We start from the raw sequence: 16,360 nt of genomic DNA, 5'->3' as shown, positions 1-16,360 counted from the left end.
CCTACGCGACCGGGGTCATCCCGCGTCGAGCACCTCGTGGAGCTTCGCGGCGAATGCCTCGGGTTGCCCGGCGTAGCCGAACTCCCCTCCCATGAACCCGCCGTGATGGCTGGGGAAGACGGTCGCCTGCTGACCCAGATGCTCGGCCAGCGCGATCGCGGTCCGACCGGTGTACACGTTCATCGACTCCTCCCCGACCGCGACCACGATCCGCGTCGGTCCGGCTTTCAGCGCCTCGAAGTCGGGTCGGTAGAGCGTCACCGCCCACGATCGGTCGGACAGCAGCGGATCGTCGCGCGTGCCGTCGTCGTCGGTCGGGAAGCCGAACGCGGCGGGGTCGGGCGCCGGCTGTGCGAGGTACTCGTCGGTGATCTCGCCTTCCCACGACGTCATCGCGATGAACGCCGCCATCCCCGCGCCCCACCCCTTCTCCTGGTACACGCGCGTGTAAGCCTCGCGTGCGCGCTGGACGGCCTCGGCATCCGGCAGAACGCAGTCGATCGGCGGCTCGTGGGCGACCAGCGTCGACACGTCGTGCGGGTGCGCGGTCACGAGCGCGAGCGCGGTAACCGCCCCACCGCTGCTGGCGAGCATGTCGACCGGACCGGCGCCGAGCGCTTCGATCAGCGCGTGGATGTCTTCGGCCTGGACCTGCGGTTCGTTGGTGACAACGCCGTCCTTGCGTTTGCTTCGACCGAGGCCCCGCGGGTCGTACGTCACGACTGTGCGGTCGCCGAACAGCTTCACCTGTGCGTCGAAGCCGCTCGCATCCATCGGCTGGCCGATCATGAGCAGCGGGGGCCGCCCATCGGCTGTCGGCAGCGGCCCGTGGACGTCGTAGACGAGATCGACCTCCGGCAGTTCGAGGGTGTACTGCGTCATCGACGACCTCCTCCTCCAGGGCCGGACCTCGGCGTCTCGGCCGTTCCGCGGCGCGGCTACCCGAAGTCTCCGACCGCCATGTCGGCGAACCGCGAGAAGTGACCCTGGAACGCGACGGTGACCGTGTCGGTCGGACCGTTGCGATGCTTCGCGACGATGAGGTCGGCTTCGCCCGCGCGCGGGTTCTCCTTCTCGTACGCCGCCTCGCGGTGCAGGAGGATCACCATGTCGGCGTCCTGCTCGATCGAGCCCGACTCACGCAGGTCGGAGAGGGCGGGCTTCTTGTCGGCGCGCTGCTCGGGACCACGGTTCAACTGCGAGAGCGCGACGACCGGCACGCCGAGCTCCTTGGCGAGCAGCTTGAGCGCACGCGAGAACTCCGAGACCTCCTGCTGGCGCGACTCGACGCGCTTGCCGGACGTCATCAGCTGCAGGTAGTCGATGACGACCATCTTCAGTCCGACGCGCTGCTTCAGCCGGCGGCACTTGGCGCGGATCTCGACGAGCGTCATGTTCGGTGAGTCGTCGATGTAGAGCGGCGCGTCGTTGATGCGACCGCGCGTCGCGGCGATCGTGGTCCAGTCGCGTGAGTCGAGCGTGCCTTTGCGCATGGCCTGCAGCGGCACCGCGCCTTCGGCGCTCATGAGGCGCATCGCGATCTCGCTGCGCCCCATCTCGAGCGAGAAGAAGATCGTCGGCATGTTGTGCTTGATCGCGGCCGCGCGCGCGAAGTCGAGGGCGAGCGTCGACTTACCGAGCGCCGGACGCGCCGCGATGATGACGAGCTGGCCGGGGTGCAGTCCGTTCGTGAGCTGGTCGAGTTGGGCGAATCCGGTCGGAATGCCCGTCATCTGCCCGTCGCGACCCCGTGCCGCCTCGATCTCGTCGACCGCCGCGTCGACCGCGACGGTCAGCGGGACGTAGTCTTCGGTCTCCTGCGCGGCGCCGACCGCGTAGATCTCCGCCTGCGCGTTGTTCACGAGGTCGAGCGGGTCGCCCTGCCCCGAGTAACCCATCTGCACGATGCGGGTGCCCGCTTCGACGAGACGGCGGAGCAGCGAGCGCTCGGCGACGATCGACGCGTAGTAGCCGGCGTTCGCCGCGGTCGGAACGATCGAGGTGAGCGAGTGCAGGTAATCCGGCCCGCCCGCGCGCTGCAGCTCCCCCGTCTTGATGAGCTCGTCGGTGACGGCGACGACGTCGGTCGGCTCGCCGTGCGAGTAGAGCGACAGGATCGCCTCGTAGATGAGCTCGTGCTTCGGGATGTAGAAGTCCGAGCCGCGGAGCATCTCGATGACCTCGGCGACCGCGTCGGGCGACAGGAGCATTCCGCCGAGGGTGCTCTGTTCCGCAAGGAGATCGTGGGGAGGGGTCCGTTCCGCTTCTCGCGGTCCGCCGAGGCGGTCTTCGGAGATGTCTGCGATCGACACGGGTCCCCATACCTCCCACAGCAACTCGAGAACGACACGCGGCCTACGGATGCGGGCGAGCGCCCTCGCATGGTCGTGGCTTGCGGACGGCATGCTGCCGCCTCCGTGTCGAGCACAACACGGACCACCGACATCAGTCGTCGTCGCAAGCCTCGAACCTGTCGCCTACGACAGTCGAGCGCACCCCCCGATCGGGCCGAAGCCCACGCTAAGGAGACCCCGGAAGGGATGCAACAGCGCCTGTGGATAACTCTGTGGAGAGTCTGCGAGAAACGCCGACAGACCTGTGCACAACCGCTGTGGATAACGTCGCGCTCTCAGCCGACGCACAACTTTTTTCAGCCCGCTGACCTGGTATTTTTCATCTCACATCCTGTGGAACGAGATGTGGTTGAAGTCGTGCTTGAAGGTTCGCGGCGCAACGGGCACCTGTGCACAAATCCGGCGATACCGCAAATCGACGCGGCCCGGAATCTCCCACATCCTCGGTTGCCCGGCCGAGGTGCTGGACATGGCGGAGATCACCGACTACGGTCGGAGATCCAGGCACCCTCAGACGCGTTTCGCACGAAACGCGAGACTCCGTCATGGGAGGTGAACGTGGAGGACGCACACTCGCTTTCGGGCTGGAGGATCGTGCGGCTGGGCCTCATCGGGGCCGCACTCGCGTTCGCCTGGCTCGTCCTCTCGGTCGTTCTCGGCTTCGCCTCCGGCGATGCGCGCGCGGACGACTCCGCGGACGACTCCCGCCGCGGAGGGCTCCTGAGCGGTGTCACGAAGGTCCTCGACCGGACGACTTCGGCGGTGACCTCCACCGTGTCGGCCGCTGTTCCGGCCGTGACGGATGCTGTGAAGAGCGTCCTCTCGCCCGCGCCGGCACCCGCACCGCAGCAGCCGGCACCCGCGCCGCAGCAACCCGCTCCCGCGCCGCCGCAGCCGGCACTCCAGCAGCCGTCGGCGCCCGCTGCCCCGCAGCCCGCGCCGGCGCCTCCCCAGTCGGCGCCGGGCGTCGTGTCCTCGGTCATGGGAGCCGTCGCCGCCCCTGTCGTCGACGTCGTCGACTCCGGCGTCGTCTCGCAGCTCACGGCCCCCGTCGTGGCCACGCTCGGGCGCGTTCCGATCGTCGCCGATGTCGCAGCCCGCCTCGGGATCGGTGATGCCGTGACGGACACCGCCGCGATCGTCGACCGCACCGCGAGCGACGCCCTCCACCTCGTGGTCCAGGTGGGGGCGGCTGTGGACGGCGTCCTCCCACAGATCCCCGGTGTCACGGCGCCCGAGCCTCCGGCTCCTGAACCGGCTCCGGGCACGCATGCAGCTGCACCGCCGGCCGACATCGCGGATGCCCCGGCATCCGCCTCCTCGTCGTCCGCGCTCGCGCGCACCGCGCACGGCCTCGCGTCCGATCGCCTCGGCGTGTCGAGTTCGCCGCCCGGATCCCTCGGCTCGACCACGCCATCCGACGGCGGATCGGCCCAACCGACCCCCGACGCGGTGCCGTCCTCGGCGCCGCTCACCTCCACTGCAGGACCCGGTGGCGCGGGTTCCGCCGCCTGGGCGCTCGTCGCCGCAGCTCCGTTCGTCGCACACCGTGCCTGGGTGCGTCGAGCAGGGCCCGCGGACGACGCCGCACCGGGCGCTCCTCATTTCGCCACCGACGTCTTCCCCGACTGATCGGATCGCGTCGCCTCCCTCCGGGGCGGCATCTGCTTCGGCGCGTCGTAGGCGCGCGCAGTTCAGTGATCCATCACAAAGGGGACATCATGCACGCTTTCATCAAGCGCGCCCTGTGGGGCACGCTTTTCGCCGGCGGCATCACGCTGCTCGGCGCGACGGCCGCGAACGCGGCCGAACCACCTCCCGAACCGGGACCCGTTTCGTCGCTCCTCGGCGACAACGGCCTGGTCGACTCCCTCGTCGGCGACACGGTCGTCGAACCGGTCCTCGGTGATGCGGGCGCGATCGCCCCTGTCACCAGCGCCGTGGCCGGCATCGTCGACGAGGTCACGAATTCCACGGCCGGAACCGAGCTCGTCGGAGCGCTCACCGGCGGAGGCTCCGCCCTGAACGACGTCGTCGGCGACGGCGCGCTCGTCGAGGGCGGCACCGTGGGCGACCTCGCCACGAACGTCGACGCGGTGCTCGACGATGTCGGCGCGGGTGATCTCGATGCCGCGCTCGACGATGTCGGAACGACCGTCGAAGACCTCGGCACGGCACTCGACGAGACGGTGACGGATGCCGCGACCAACGTCGACGACCAGATGATCGACGGCCTCGTGGCCGACGCGCTCACCGACCTCGGCGATGTGCTCGACGGCGGCGACACGCCCGCCGAGATCTACACCATGCTGCAGCGCCTCGGTGCGAACGTCGCCGACACGACGGACACGACCGGGCTGCTCGAGGACGCCCTCACGACGACGCTCGAGGAGGCGAACGCCCCCGATCACGGCGGGGCGACGGATGACGCGGACGGCCTGTTGACCGGCCTGACCGAGAACGACGGCCTGGTCGACGGGCTCGTCGGCGACAGCGTGCTCGACCCCATCCTCGGCAAGGACGGCGCGCTCGAGCCGGTGACCGATGCTGTGGCCGGCCTCATCGACGATGTGACCGGCACGACCGCCGGCACCACGATCGTCGACAGCCTGGTCGGCCCCGACTCGGGTCTCAACGACGTCGTCGGAGACGGGATCCTCGTTGAGGGCGGCCTGGTCGGCGACCTCGTCGACAACGGCGACGCGGTCCTCGACGAACTCGGGGAGGGCGATCTCTCGGGCGTCGTGGACGACCTCGGCACGACAGTGTCGGACCTCGGCGACGACCTGGGCCGGACGCTGTTCAACGCGACGGCGAACACGTCGAACCAGATCGTCGACGGCCTCGTGAACGACGCGCTCGCCGACGCGGGCGCCCTGGTCGACGCTCTCGCCACGGGCGGCGACGTTCCCACAGCGCTCGCCTCGACGGTGCAGAACGCGGGTGCCAACATCGGCGACGCGATCGACAGCACCGGCCTTCTCCAGCAGGCGCTCGTCGACGTGCTCGGCGACGCCGACCCGGGTGACGGCCCCGACACGCCCGGTGGACCCGGCACCCCGGGCGACCCGGGAGACCCGCCGGGCGGAACCACACCGGGCGACCCGGGTTCCGGCGGCACGCCGGCCGGGCTCGGCTCGGCCGCCGCGTTCGACGGCGTGACAGACCTCGCCGCGACAGGAGGGACGGGTGCGCTGGGCGCGCTGCTGATGGGGCTCCTGCTCCTGGCAGCCGGCGGCGTGCTCGTGTCGCGGCGACGCTCCGCGTGACCTGAGGCGGCCGTTCCCTCGGTCGCCCAGTTCACCGGAGCAAGGCGGGAGGGCCGTTGCCAGACGGTCCTCCCGTCCCCAGCACTCCTCCGGTCGCGGTCGGCGCCTTCGTGCCTGGAACCGGCCGGCCGCGATCGGAGGCCTGAACGGCGGATGCCGCGGCCCGAGCCCTCGGGGGAGGGCCGGGTCGCGGCATCCGTCTTGGTATGTGATGCGCCGCCTGCGGCGGCACTCGACCGGCGAAGTGTTACTTCGCGGCGACCACCTGAAGCGTGATCACGGCGGTGAGCTCGTCGCCGAGGCGAACGGTCGCCTCGTGCTCGCCCACCGACTTGATCGGCGAGGTGATCTGGATCTTGCGCTTGTCGAGCTCGCCGAGGCCGGCGGCCTTGACCGCGTCGGCGACGTCACCGGTCTTGACCGAGCCGAACAGGCGGCCCTCCGCGCCGGCCTTGACGGCCAGCTTGACCTTGTTGGACTCGAGGGTTTCCTTGAGGGCCACGGCCTCTTCGTGAGTCGCGATCGCGCGCGCCTCGCGGGCGGCGCGGATCGATGCGACCTGCTTCTCGCCGCCGCGCGTCCACGCGACCGCGAAGCCCTGCGGGATGAGGTAGTTACGGGCGTAGCCGTTCTTGACCTCGACCACATCACCGGCGCTGCCGAGCCCGGCGACCTCGTTCGTGAGAATGAGCTTTGCCATGTCGGTACTCCTTAGCGGCCAGCGCCGGCGTACGGCAGGAGCGCCATCTCACGCGCGTTCTTGATCGCCTTCGCGATCAGACGCTGCTCCTGCACCGAGACTCCGGTGATACGACGGGCGCGGATCTTGCCACGCTCCGAGATGAACTTGCGGAGGGTGGCGACGTCCTTGTAGTCGATGACGCCGACACGGATCGCCTTCGCGGGGGCGGCGTTCTTCGCGCCCTTCCGCGGCTTGCGGCGGTCGCCGCTCGCCTTTCCAGCCATGGTGATTCCTTTACTACTTCAATTCGTTTACTGAGATCAGAACGGGGTGTCGTCGCCGTAGGCGCCGGGGGCACTCCACGCGTCGGCGTTCGAGCCGGCCGCGTTCGACGAGCCCGGGGTCGCCCACGGCTCGTCGGCGACCTGCTGGCGCGCCTGTCCGCCACCGCCTGAGGTTCGCGTGACCTGGGCCGTCGCGTAGCGCAGCGACGGGCCGATCTCGTCGACCTCCAGCTCGATCGCGGTGCGGTTGTTGCCCTCGCGATCCTGGTAGCTGCGCTGCTTGAGGCGGCCGGTAGCGATGACCCGCATCCCCTTCGTCAGCGAGCCGGCCACGTGCTCGGCGAAGTCGCGCCACACACTCGCGCGGAGGAACAGCGCTTCGCCGTCCTTCCACTCGTTGGCCTGGCGGTCGAAGGTTCGAGGCGTCGACGCGATCGTGAAGTTGGCGACGGGGAGTCCGTTCTGCGTGTAGCGCAGCTCGGGGTCGGCAGTCAGGTTGCCGACGACGGTGATGATCGTCTCACCGGCCATGATGTCAAGCCTTCGCGGCCTTGCGGGCCGCCTTCTCTTCCGAGCGCTTCTGCTCGGCGGCGACCTGTGCCATGGCCTCTTCGGCGCGGAGCACCTTGGTGCGCATGACCCGCTCGTCCAGCTTCAACTGGCGGTCGAGCTCCTGCGCGGCAGCGCTCGTCGACGTGAAGTTGACGACGGCGTAGATGCCCTCGCTCTTCTTCTGGATCTCGTATGCGAGACGGCGGCGACCCCAGATGTCGACGTTGTCGATCGAGCCACCATCGTTCGTGATGACCTTCAGGAACTTGTCGAGGTTCGGGGCGACCTGGCGCTCGTCGATCTCAGGGTTCAGGATGACCATGAGCTCGTACTTGTGCGTCACTGACCCACCTCCTTCGGACTAGAACGGCTGTCGGGCACTTCCCGACAGCAGGAGGGTGTGTGCACGTGTCCGGCCGGAATCGGCATGGGCCGAGACCGGACAACCCACCTATCGTACCGGATGCCCGGTCAAGGCCCCAATCGGGCCGGATCCCGCCGGTCCGTCGCGTGCACGACTTCGCGTCGAGTGCACGCCCGAGCCGCGTGGGGAGGTCGTGCACTCGAAGGCAGGTCGTGCACTCGCGAGCCGTTGGATCAGCGGATGCGGCGGCTCACGCCGTCGGGAGGGCGACCACCCTCTCCAGCACGCCGTCGAGCGCGGCGAGCGCGTCGGTCGTGCGCATGTCGGCGCCGATGCGCTGTGCGGCGGCGCGGTACGACGGATCGCGCAGGACGGTGTCGACGGCCCGGGCGAGCTTCGCGGCATCCGCCTTGTTCGTCTTGAGGTTGATCCCGGCACCCGACCAGCCGACGCGGGCGGTGACCTCGATCTTGTCCTCCGTCTGCCCCGCGACGACGAGGGGGATGCCGTGGGCGAGCGCCTGCTGCACTCCGCCGTAGCCGCCGTTCGTCACGAGCACGTCGAGCTTCGGGAACAGCTCGCGGTACGGGAGATACGAGCCGACACGGACGTTCGCGGGGACCGGCCCGAGCGTGTCGACCGGGCGGCCGCCCGTTGTGACGACGATGAGGAGGTCGTCGCGCTCGGCGAGGCCGTCGATCGTCGGGCGCACGAGCGACGAGAAGTCGGCGTTCGCGACGGTGCCCTGCGTGACGTGCACGATCGGGCGGGAGCCGTCGAGCTCATCCCACCAGTCCGGCAGCGCGACGGCGGCGGGCGGCATCCACGGGAGAGGCCCCGCGAACGTGACGGTGGAGGGCAGATCCGACCGCGGGTACTCGAACGACGGCACCGTGAACTGCACGAGCGCGTCGGCACGGACGTTCCATGTCAGGAACGAACCCTCGAAGCTGCGCCCGACGATCTCGCGCGCGAGCGCATCCGCCTCCTCGAGCACCGGCCCGAAGATCACCTTGTCGGCGATCGTCGTCATCACGCGGTTGCGGAGGCGTCCGATCCATCCGCCCATCGGGATCATCCCGACGCCGAACGGGGCGGTGTCGCGGCTCGGAGCCCCGAGGGGGAAGATCCCGAGCGCGACGATCGGCGGGCGCTCGGAGCGCGGACGGAGAGCGAGGAGTGCGCCGCCGAGGTAGAGACCCTCGGTGAGGACGGCGTCCGTCGGTTCGGCCTCGATCGCGGCGACCAGGGCGTCGTACTGACCGCGCGCCGGCGTGAAGAAGATGTTGCGCAGGTCGAAGCGGATGGCGGCCGGCCCCGCGAGCCCCGCGCGCTCGGGGAACAGCTCCCCGACCCGATCGAGGTCGATGTCGGACTCGGGCGGGATCGGGAGGAACTCCGCGCCGGCCGCGGTCACGGCATCGGCGTACTTCGCTCCCGTGAGGAAGCGGACGCGGTGCCCTCGCGCGATGAGGTGCCGTGCGATCGTGAGCAGCGGCGCCACGTGCCCGTGAGCGGGCGTCGTGGTGATGAGGTACGAACCCATGGTTCCTCCGGATAGGATTGATTTGCTCTCCAGATGATTCACCACCCTCGGAGGAAAGTCAATATGTCGGATGCGAGCGCGAGCGCGACGGCGACCCGAACCTACCGATCCGAACTGCGCGCCGAGCAGGCGCAGCAGACCCGGCGGAGGATCCTCGAGGCCGCGGCCGCCCAGTTCTCGCAGAACGGCTACCAGGCGACGACCCTCGCGGCCATTGCCCGCGCAGCGCGCGTATCGACCGAGACGGTGAAGTCCGCGGGCACCAAGGCGGATCTCCTCATCCGCGCGTTCGAGATCACGTTCGCCGGGGTCGAGGGGCGCAGCACGCTCACCGACACCGAGCGCGTGCTCGACATGCTGGCCCTCCCCGACGACGACTTCATCGCGGCGACGGTCGAGTTCGTCGCAGCCTCGAACGCCGCGAGCAGCCGCCTGTGGACGGTGCTCCTCGCCGCGTCGTTCTCGGACGACGTCGTCGCCCAGGCCCTCGCCACGATGCTCGACAACCGGCACCGCGACTTCCTCGCCCTCGCCGAGGAGCTCCGCCGTCGCCCCTTCGGCGACCCGGACCTCGATGTCGAGCGCGCGGGCGCCGAGCTCTCCTTCCTCCTGTCACCTGAGGCCTACCAGCAGCTCGTCGCGCAGTCCGGGTGGTCGGACGAGCAGTACCGCGCGTGGCTGGCGGCGGCTCTGCGGCGAGTCGCTCGCGGCGACGGTGACGCGGGCTGAGGCATCCGCAATGTCCGCTGTAGCGTGAACCCGATGGAATGGGAACCGGATGCCTCGGCCGGCGCCTGGCTGCGCGAACGCATCGACGATCCATGGCGGGGAACGATGCATGACATCGTGCCGCGCGGGTTCGCCGCGTACGCCCGGGTGTTCCACCCGGCGATGCGCGAGCGTCCGGTCGGGCGCGAGTGGCCGCCCGAGCCCGCCGACCGCCACCGCGCCGAGTGGGAGGAGTTCGGCCGCGCCGGCGTCGAGGTCGACACGGAGCGGGTGACGTGGGGCGAGGCCGCTGACGCGTTCGGAACGACGATGCATGCGGGCGCGCAATGGCACCGGATCGTGCGCACCGAGCCTCGCTTCGAACGGTCGGGCGAATCGACGGATGCCGCGGGCTGGCGCTACTCGCCGCCAGAGGAGGGCCGACTCGATCCTCCCCTGCTCGCGTTGCTCGCCGGCGTGCTCTCCGCCCACACGTCGACCCCCGATGACGCGTACATCGCGGTCTGGGAGGGTTGGGGCGGACTGCTCGGGTTCTACGGTGAGACGCCCGCTCGAGCGGTTGTGACGCTCACGCGGGATGACGAGCCCGCGGACCTGCGCTACGTGTCGCTCGACGACGCGGAGCTGCTCGACCGCCATCGCGAGATGCTCGAGCGCAGCATCCACGACCGTTTCAACAACGTGTTCCGCAAGCGGACGTGGCAGCCCGGCGTGCTGTCGGACGAGGTCTCGAGGGGGCCGCGGCTGTCGCTCCCGCACCGCGATCACGTGCTGTTCCGCGGGTCGATCGCCGAGCTTGCCGACCCGGATTGGGTGGCCGCCGTGCCGTGGGCCGACGAGCCCGCCGCGTTGACGGCTTCGCCGAGCTGGATCTGGCCGGGTGATCGCGCCTTCGCCGTCGCCACCGAGGTCGACTGGGACTCGACCATCGTCGCCGGGCCGATGGAGCTCATCCAGGCGGTGTGCGCGCACCTCGAGCTCGAGGCCCTCCCTCTTCACGAGGGCGCCGCGCTCACATGGGACTCCGACGACGTGAACCGCTGACCCGCGGCTCCCGCCCCCGCCCCGGCGCCCCCGGCGCCCGCACCCAGGCGTCGAGATTGCGCGAATGACCGGCGGATGCGGCATCCGTCAGCAGTTCGCGCAATCTCGGCACCCCGTGGGCGCGCCGGGCGGCTCAACGGAACGCCGCGATGCCCGTGAGGTGCTGCCCCAGCACGAGGGTGTGCACCTCATCGGTGCCCTCGTACGTGCGCACCGACTCGAGGTTGGCCGCGTGCCGGATCGGCGAGTTCTCGAGCAGCACGCCGTCGCCGCCGAGGATCGTGCGCGCTTCGCGCGCCACAGCGATCGCCTGCCGCACGTTGTCGAGCTTTCCGAGCGAGATCTGCTCGGGGCGCAGCGTGCCCGCATCCTTGAGCCGCCCGAGGTGGAGTGCGAGCAGCGCACCCTTCTGCACCTCGACCGCCATGTCGACGAGCTTGCGCTGGGTCAGCTGGAAGCCGGCGATCGGGCGCCCGAACTGCTCGCGGCGCAGCGACCACCGCAGCGCGGCCTCGAACGAGTCGCGCGCGGCCCCGACGGCTCCCCACACGATGCCGTAGCGGGCGTCGCCGAGGGCTGCGAACGGAGCGCGCAGGCCTCGCGCGCCGGGAAGGCGTGCGGCATCCGGCACCCTGACTCCGTCGAACGAGAGCTCGCACTGGATGGACGCGCGCATCGAACCCTTGGGCTCGAGAACACGGATGCCGAGACCCGGCGCATCCGTCGGCACGAGGAATCCGCGCACCCCGTCCTCGGTCTGCGCCCAGACGACCGCGACCTGGGCGATCGACGCGAGCCCGATCCAGCGCTTCGCGCCGTCGATGACCCAGTCTCCGCCGTCGCGCCGCGCGAACGTCTTCATGCTCGAAGGATCCGATCCGGCACTCGGCTCGGTCAGCGCGAAGCACGCGATCGCCTCGCCGCGCGCGAGCCGCGGCAGCCACTCCGCCTTCTGCTCGTCCGACCCGCAGCGATCGATCGAGCCCATCGCGAGCGAGCCCTGCACCGACGCGAACGTGCGCAGGCCCGAGTCGCCGGCCTCGAGCTCGAGCGCTGCGAGCCCGTACTCCACGGCGCTGCGGCCGGGGCATCCGTGCCCTTCGATCGTCATTCCGAGCACGCCGAGTCGTCCGAGCTCGGGGACCAGCTCCGCGGGGAACTCCGCCCGGTCGAACCAGTCGGCGATGTGCGGGCGGATCTCCGCGTCGACGAACGCACGCACGCGGTCGCGCACCGCCCGCTCCTCCGGGGTGAGCAGGGCGTCGATTCCGAGGATGTCGGATGCCGCGCGCAGCGCGTCGAGGTCGTCGGGGTCTCTCGCGGAATCGTCAGCGGACATGGTGCGCCTCCTGGGCGTCATACGGGAGCGGGTGTGATCCGATCCTGCCGCACTCGACCGGGTACCGTGGCGGCATGAGCTCGCCGATCCCGTTCGACGCCCGACCCCTCACCGAGCCGGTCGATCGGGCGGCGGTCTCGCAGTTCGCGCGGAGTCTGCGCGAGTCGGGCCGCGTCCCCAGCGGCTTCTCCGGCGCGACGATCGTCGTCGTCGTGATCGCGTTCTTCTTCTTCGTGATGTTCGGCGGAGTCGTGGTCGGCGTCTTCACCGCCGTCTTCAGCGCCCTCGCCTCATCGGAGCCGGGCGGCATCGCCACGCTTCTGCCGATGGTGCTGCCGCTCGTGTTCATCGGGGTCGTCGCCGTCGCGATCGTCTTCACGTCCGTGCTCGGCCAGCGCAAACGCCGCGAGCGCTGGTATCGGCTCGACCGCTTCGCACGCGCGAACGGCATGACGTTCGAGCCGCAGCACGCGGCACCGCCCCTGCCGGGCATGATCTTCTCGATCGGCGACTCGCGTGTCGCGACGGACCTCGTGCGAGGCCATCGTCCGCGGTTCGTCGAGTTCGCGAACTACCGGTACGTCACCGGATCGGGCAAGAACCGCACGACGCACAACTGGGGGTACGTCGCCGTGAAGCTCGACGTTCCGCTGCCGCATATGGTGCTCGACGCGAAGGGCAACAACGCGGTGTTCGGATCGAACCTGCCCGCCGCCTTCAAGTCCAGCCAACGCCTCAGCCTCGAGGGCGACTTCGACCGGTACTTCTCGCTGTACTGCCCCGAGGGCTACGAGCGCGATGCCCTGTACCTGTTCACACCCGACATCATGGCACGGTTCATCGACAACGCAGCGGCGCTCGATGTCGAGATCGTCGACGACTGGCTCTTCCTCTATGCGAAACGCCCGCTGTCGACGCTCGATCCGGCGACGTGGGCGTGGCTCTTCTCGGCAGTGGGCGCGCTGCTCGACAAGTTCGCGCAGTGGGCGCGCTGGCGCGACGACAGACTGAGGGCGGATGCCGCAACCCGCGCCGCAGCGGCGAGCGGCTACGCGGCGACCGGCTCGGACTCAGGCGCGCACTCCCTCACGACCGCGGCCGACTCGGTGCCGTTCGCGGTTCCCCACCAGGTGCTCACGCCCCCTCCGCCCGGCGTCGCCCCGGAGGGGCGCCGGCTGCGACGTCGGACGTCGCTCGCGTGGGTGCTCATCGTCGGGGTGCTCGTGTTCTGGTTCGTGATGAACGTCCTCGGCGGGGGCCTGTCCAATGGGCTTTTCCGCTGAGACCCGCCACGCCCGGCCGCGCCGCCACCGACCGACGCCGCGCGCTGCGTCACCAACCCGCCCGGATCAGGACATGTGGCGCAGACAGGAAGATTCGCGTGGAACTCTCCTGACTGCGCCAGATGTCCTGATCTCGGCGGGGCGGCGGATGCCGCCGGTGGAGCGCGCTTCGTCGCGCTGCGCTCGCTCGGCGTCCGTTCGTCGCGCTGCGCTCGCTCGGCGTCCGTTCGTCTCGCTGCGCTCGCTCGGCGACCGGGAGCTCAGCGTCCGAATGCCTCCCGCCACTCCGCGCGACGCGCAGCCTGCTGGATCGGGTCGGGCACCGGAAGCGACGCGATCAGGCGACGCGTATAGGCATCGGCCGGGGCGCCCAGCACACGCGACGTCGGGCCCGCCTCGGCGATCCGCCCGTGGTGCAGCACCACGATGCTGTGCGCGAGGAGGTCGACGACCGCGAGGTCGTGCGTGATGAACAGCGTCGCGAACCCGAAGCGCTCCTGCAGGTCGCCGAAGAGGTCGAGAACGCGCGCCTGCACCGACACGTCGAGCGCGCTCGTCGGCTCGTCCGCGATAAGCAGCTTCGGGTCGAGCGCGAGCGCCCGCGCGAGCGAGGCGCGCTGTCTCTGACCGCCCGAGAGCTCGTGCGGGAAGCGGTCGCCGAAAGAGTCGCCGAGCTGCACCGCGTCGAGCAGCTCCGCGACGCGGGGGCGGGCGGATGCCGCATCCGTCGCCTTTCCGTGCACGATGAGCGGTTCGGCCACATTCTGCGCGATCGTGAGGAGCGGGTTGAAGCTCGTTGCGGGGTCCTGGAAGACGAAGCCGAGCTCACTGCGACGCTTGCGGAACTCGCGCTCCTTCACGCCGTTCATCTCGACACCGAGCACGCGCAGCGAGCCGCCGGCGACCGGAGTGAGACCCGCGATCGCGCGGCCGATCGTCGTCTTGCCCGAACCGGACTCGCCCACGAGGCCGAGCACCTCGCCGGGGCGGATCCGGAAGCTCACGCGGTCGACGGCGCGGAACGCGGAGCGGCCGAACCGGCCCGCGTACTCGATCACCAGGTCGGTCGCCTCCACGACCGGCTCGCCGGCTGCCTCCTCGGCCGAGAGCGTGCGGTCGGCGATCTCGAGACGCGGCACCGCCGCGAGAAGGCGCTTCGTGTACTCGTGCTGCGGCGCGGCGAAGATCTCGCCGACCGGAGCGGTCTCGACGACCTCGCCCTCGAGCATCACGGCGACGCGGTCGGCCAGGTCGGCGACGACGCCCATGTTGTGCGTGATGAGCACGATCGCGGTGCCGAACTGGTCGCGCAGGTCGCGCAGCAGGTCGAGGATCTCGGCCTGCACGGTCACGTCGAGCGCGGTCGTCGGCTCGTCGGCGATGATGACCGTCGGGTCGAGCGCGAGCGCCATCGCGATGACGATGCGCTGCTTCTGTCCGCCCGAGAACTGGTGCGGGTAGTCGTTGACGCGGCGCTCGGGGTCGGGGATGCCGACTCGGCCGAGCATCTCGATCGCCTTCGCCTTCGCCTCGGCCTTCGAGTACTTGCCGTGCGCGCGCAACCCCTCGGCGAGCTGCCATCCGACTGTGAAGACGGGGTTGAGGGCGGTCGACGGCTCCTGGAAGATCATCGCCGCCTTGGAGCCGCGGATCTCGCGCAGCTTCTTCTTGTCGATCTTCGCCACGTCGGTGCCGTCGAGGATGACCGCGCCGCCGATCGTGGCGGTCTCGGGCAGGAGGCCGAGGATCGTGCGCGACGTCACGGTCTTGCCGCTGCCGGACTCGCCGACGATCGCGAGCACCTCGCCGCGGCGCACGTCGAGCGAGACGCCGCGCACCGCCCGGACCTCGCCGGCGTCGGTTGCGAAGGTGACGTCGAGATCGCGGATCTCGACCGCGACGGAATCGGATGCCACGGTCATCACTCCACCTCTCCCATGATCTCGCGCGCGACGGGCTGGCTCGCGGCCACCGCGTCGGCGGGCGTCTGCTTCGCCGCGCGGCGGCGCGCGCGCAGGCGCGGGTCGGCGAGGTCGTTGAGGCTCTCGCCGATGAGGGTGATGCCGAGGATCGTCAGCACGATCGCGGTGCCCGGCGGGATCGCCGTCCACCAGATGCCGGCCGACACGTCGCCGATCGACTCCTTGAGGTCGTAGCCCCACTCCGCCGCGGCCGTCGGCTCGATGCCGAAGCCGAGGAAGCCCAGGGCGGCGAGCGTCGCGATGGCCTCGGACGCGTTGAGCGTCACGATGAGCGGGAGGGAGCGCGTCGAGTTGCGCAGCACGTGGCGGAACATGATGCGCCACGTGCTGGCGCCGATGACCTTGGCCGACTCGACGAACGCCTCGGACTTCACGCGCACGACTTCGGCGCGGACGACGCGCAGGTACTGCGGGATGAAGACGACCGTGATCGCGATCGCCGCCGACAGGACACCGGGGACGAGACCGGACTGACCGCCGCTGACCGCGATCGCTGCGACGATGGCGAGCAGCAGAGACGGGAACGAGTAGATCGCATCGGCGATCACGACGAGCACGCGGTCGAGCCACCCGCCGACGTATCCGGAGATGAGACCGAGCAGGATGCCGATGAACACCGACAGCAGGATCGCGACGACCACGACGAAAAGCGCGGTCTGGGCGCCCCAGATCGTGCGCGAGAGCACGTCGTACCCGCCGACCGTCGTGCCGAGCAGGTGCTCGGGACTCGGCGGCTGCTGCGACCCGAACAGACCGTCCGGCCCACGCAGCTGGTTGTAGCTGTATGGAGCGAGCCACGGTGCCAGCAGCGCGACGAGCAGGAACACGAGAGCGAGCACGAGGCCGGCGACGAGCATGCCCCGCTGGAGGCCGACGCTCTGACGCAGCTGGTGGACGACCGGCAGGCGGTCGAAGAATCCGCGCATTGCCAT

Annotated in this window: 15 protein-coding genes; 5 read left to right on the top strand and 10 right to left on the bottom strand. The window is 70.2% G+C overall.

Features of this window, described 5'->3' with window-relative positions; genetic code table 11:
- Nucleotides 1-15: 15 nt before the first annotated feature.
- Nucleotides 16-882, bottom strand: a complete 867-nt coding sequence (locus tag VNR19_RS11515; RefSeq protein WP_325726865.1) for an alpha/beta fold hydrolase — start codon at nucleotides 880-882, stop codon at nucleotides 16-18.
- A 56-nt stretch (nucleotides 883-938) separates the two neighbouring features.
- Nucleotides 939-2,312 (bottom strand): replicative DNA helicase, encoded by a 1,374-nt coding sequence (gene dnaB, locus VNR19_RS11510; RefSeq protein WP_325726863.1) that lies wholly within the window; start codon nucleotides 2,310-2,312, stop codon nucleotides 939-941.
- 600 nt (nucleotides 2,313-2,912) lie between these two features.
- On the opposite strand from dnaB, the gene VNR19_RS11505 reads away from it, so the two are divergent.
- Together VNR19_RS11505 and VNR19_RS11500 are read left to right on the top strand one after the other, a co-directional pair.
- Nucleotides 2,913-3,986: a hypothetical protein gene (locus VNR19_RS11505; protein ID WP_325726861.1), complete on the top strand. Its 1,074-nt coding sequence runs from the start codon at nucleotides 2,913-2,915 to the stop codon at nucleotides 3,984-3,986.
- An 89-nt stretch (nucleotides 3,987-4,075) separates the two neighbouring features.
- Nucleotides 4,076-5,623, top strand: coding sequence for an LAVTG motif-containing sortase-dependent surface protein (locus VNR19_RS11500; protein ID WP_325726859.1), 1,548 nt, complete (start codon nucleotides 4,076-4,078; stop codon nucleotides 5,621-5,623).
- Nucleotides 5,624-5,870: 247 nt separating this feature from the next.
- On the opposite strand, the gene rplI is transcribed toward VNR19_RS11500, so the two are convergent.
- The 5 genes from rplI to VNR19_RS11475 form a co-directional block, all read right to left on the bottom strand.
- Nucleotides 5,871-6,323 carry a 50S ribosomal protein L9 gene (gene rplI, locus VNR19_RS11495; RefSeq protein ID WP_325726857.1) on the bottom strand — a complete coding sequence of 151 codons (453 nt, stop codon included), beginning with the start codon at nucleotides 6,321-6,323 and terminating at the stop codon, nucleotides 5,871-5,873.
- An 11-nt stretch (nucleotides 6,324-6,334) separates the two neighbouring features.
- Nucleotides 6,335-6,589, bottom strand: a complete 255-nt coding sequence (gene rpsR / locus VNR19_RS11490; RefSeq protein ID WP_137845745.1) for a 30S ribosomal protein S18 — start codon at nucleotides 6,587-6,589, stop codon at nucleotides 6,335-6,337.
- Nucleotides 6,590-6,625: 36 nt separating this feature from the next.
- Nucleotides 6,626-7,120: a single-stranded DNA-binding protein gene (locus VNR19_RS11485; protein ID WP_325726855.1), complete on the bottom strand. Its 495-nt coding sequence runs from the start codon at nucleotides 7,118-7,120 to the stop codon at nucleotides 6,626-6,628.
- Between the two features lie 4 nt (nucleotides 7,121-7,124).
- Nucleotides 7,125-7,484, bottom strand: coding sequence for a 30S ribosomal protein S6 (gene rpsF, locus VNR19_RS11480; protein ID WP_325033019.1), 360 nt, complete (start codon nucleotides 7,482-7,484; stop codon nucleotides 7,125-7,127).
- Nucleotides 7,485-7,755: 271 nt separating this feature from the next.
- Complete coding sequence (locus tag VNR19_RS11475) at nucleotides 7,756-9,051, bottom strand: glycosyltransferase (RefSeq protein ID WP_325726853.1); 1,296 nt, start codon at nucleotides 9,049-9,051, stop codon at nucleotides 7,756-7,758.
- A 63-nt stretch (nucleotides 9,052-9,114) separates the two neighbouring features.
- Here VNR19_RS11475 and VNR19_RS11470 point away from each other — a divergent pair, with 63 nt between their 5' ends.
- A complete protein-coding gene (locus VNR19_RS11470; RefSeq protein ID WP_325033017.1) occupies nucleotides 9,115-9,780 on the top strand; it encodes a TetR/AcrR family transcriptional regulator in 666 nt (221 codons plus the stop codon).
- Between the two features lie 33 nt (nucleotides 9,781-9,813).
- On the top strand, nucleotides 9,814-10,824 hold the full coding sequence (locus VNR19_RS11465; protein ID WP_325726849.1) for a hypothetical protein: 1,011 nt from the start codon (nucleotides 9,814-9,816) through the stop codon (nucleotides 10,822-10,824).
- A gap of 133 nt (nucleotides 10,825-10,957) precedes the next feature.
- Here VNR19_RS11465 and VNR19_RS11460 read toward each other — a convergent pair whose 3' ends face one another.
- Nucleotides 10,958-12,163 (bottom strand): acyl-CoA dehydrogenase family protein, encoded by a 1,206-nt coding sequence (locus tag VNR19_RS11460; protein ID WP_325726847.1) that lies wholly within the window; start codon nucleotides 12,161-12,163, stop codon nucleotides 10,958-10,960.
- Between the two features lie 74 nt (nucleotides 12,164-12,237).
- Between VNR19_RS11460 and VNR19_RS11455 the strand changes: the two genes are divergently transcribed.
- Nucleotides 12,238-13,446 carry a hypothetical protein gene (locus VNR19_RS11455; RefSeq protein WP_325726845.1) on the top strand — a complete coding sequence of 403 codons (1,209 nt, stop codon included), beginning with the start codon at nucleotides 12,238-12,240 and terminating at the stop codon, nucleotides 13,444-13,446.
- 260 nt (nucleotides 13,447-13,706) lie between these two features.
- Here the strand turns inward: VNR19_RS11455 and VNR19_RS11450 are convergent, their stop codons facing one another.
- The gene (locus VNR19_RS11450) at nucleotides 13,707-15,368 is read right to left on the bottom strand and encodes an ABC transporter ATP-binding protein (protein WP_325726844.1); all 1,662 of its coding nucleotides are present in this window, start codon (nucleotides 15,366-15,368) and stop codon (nucleotides 13,707-13,709) included.
- Nucleotides 15,368-16,360, bottom strand: coding sequence for an ABC transporter permease (locus tag VNR19_RS11445; RefSeq protein WP_325726843.1), 993 nt, complete (start codon nucleotides 16,358-16,360; stop codon nucleotides 15,368-15,370). Before VNR19_RS11445 ends, VNR19_RS11450 begins: the two co-directional genes overlap by 1 nt.

The sequence above is a fragment of the Microbacterium sp. genome (assembly GCF_035556355.1).
In the GTDB taxonomy this organism is placed as follows: Bacteria; Actinomycetota; Actinomycetes; order Actinomycetales; family Microbacteriaceae; genus Microbacterium.
This window is presented reverse-complemented; position numbering and strand designations above follow the sequence as displayed.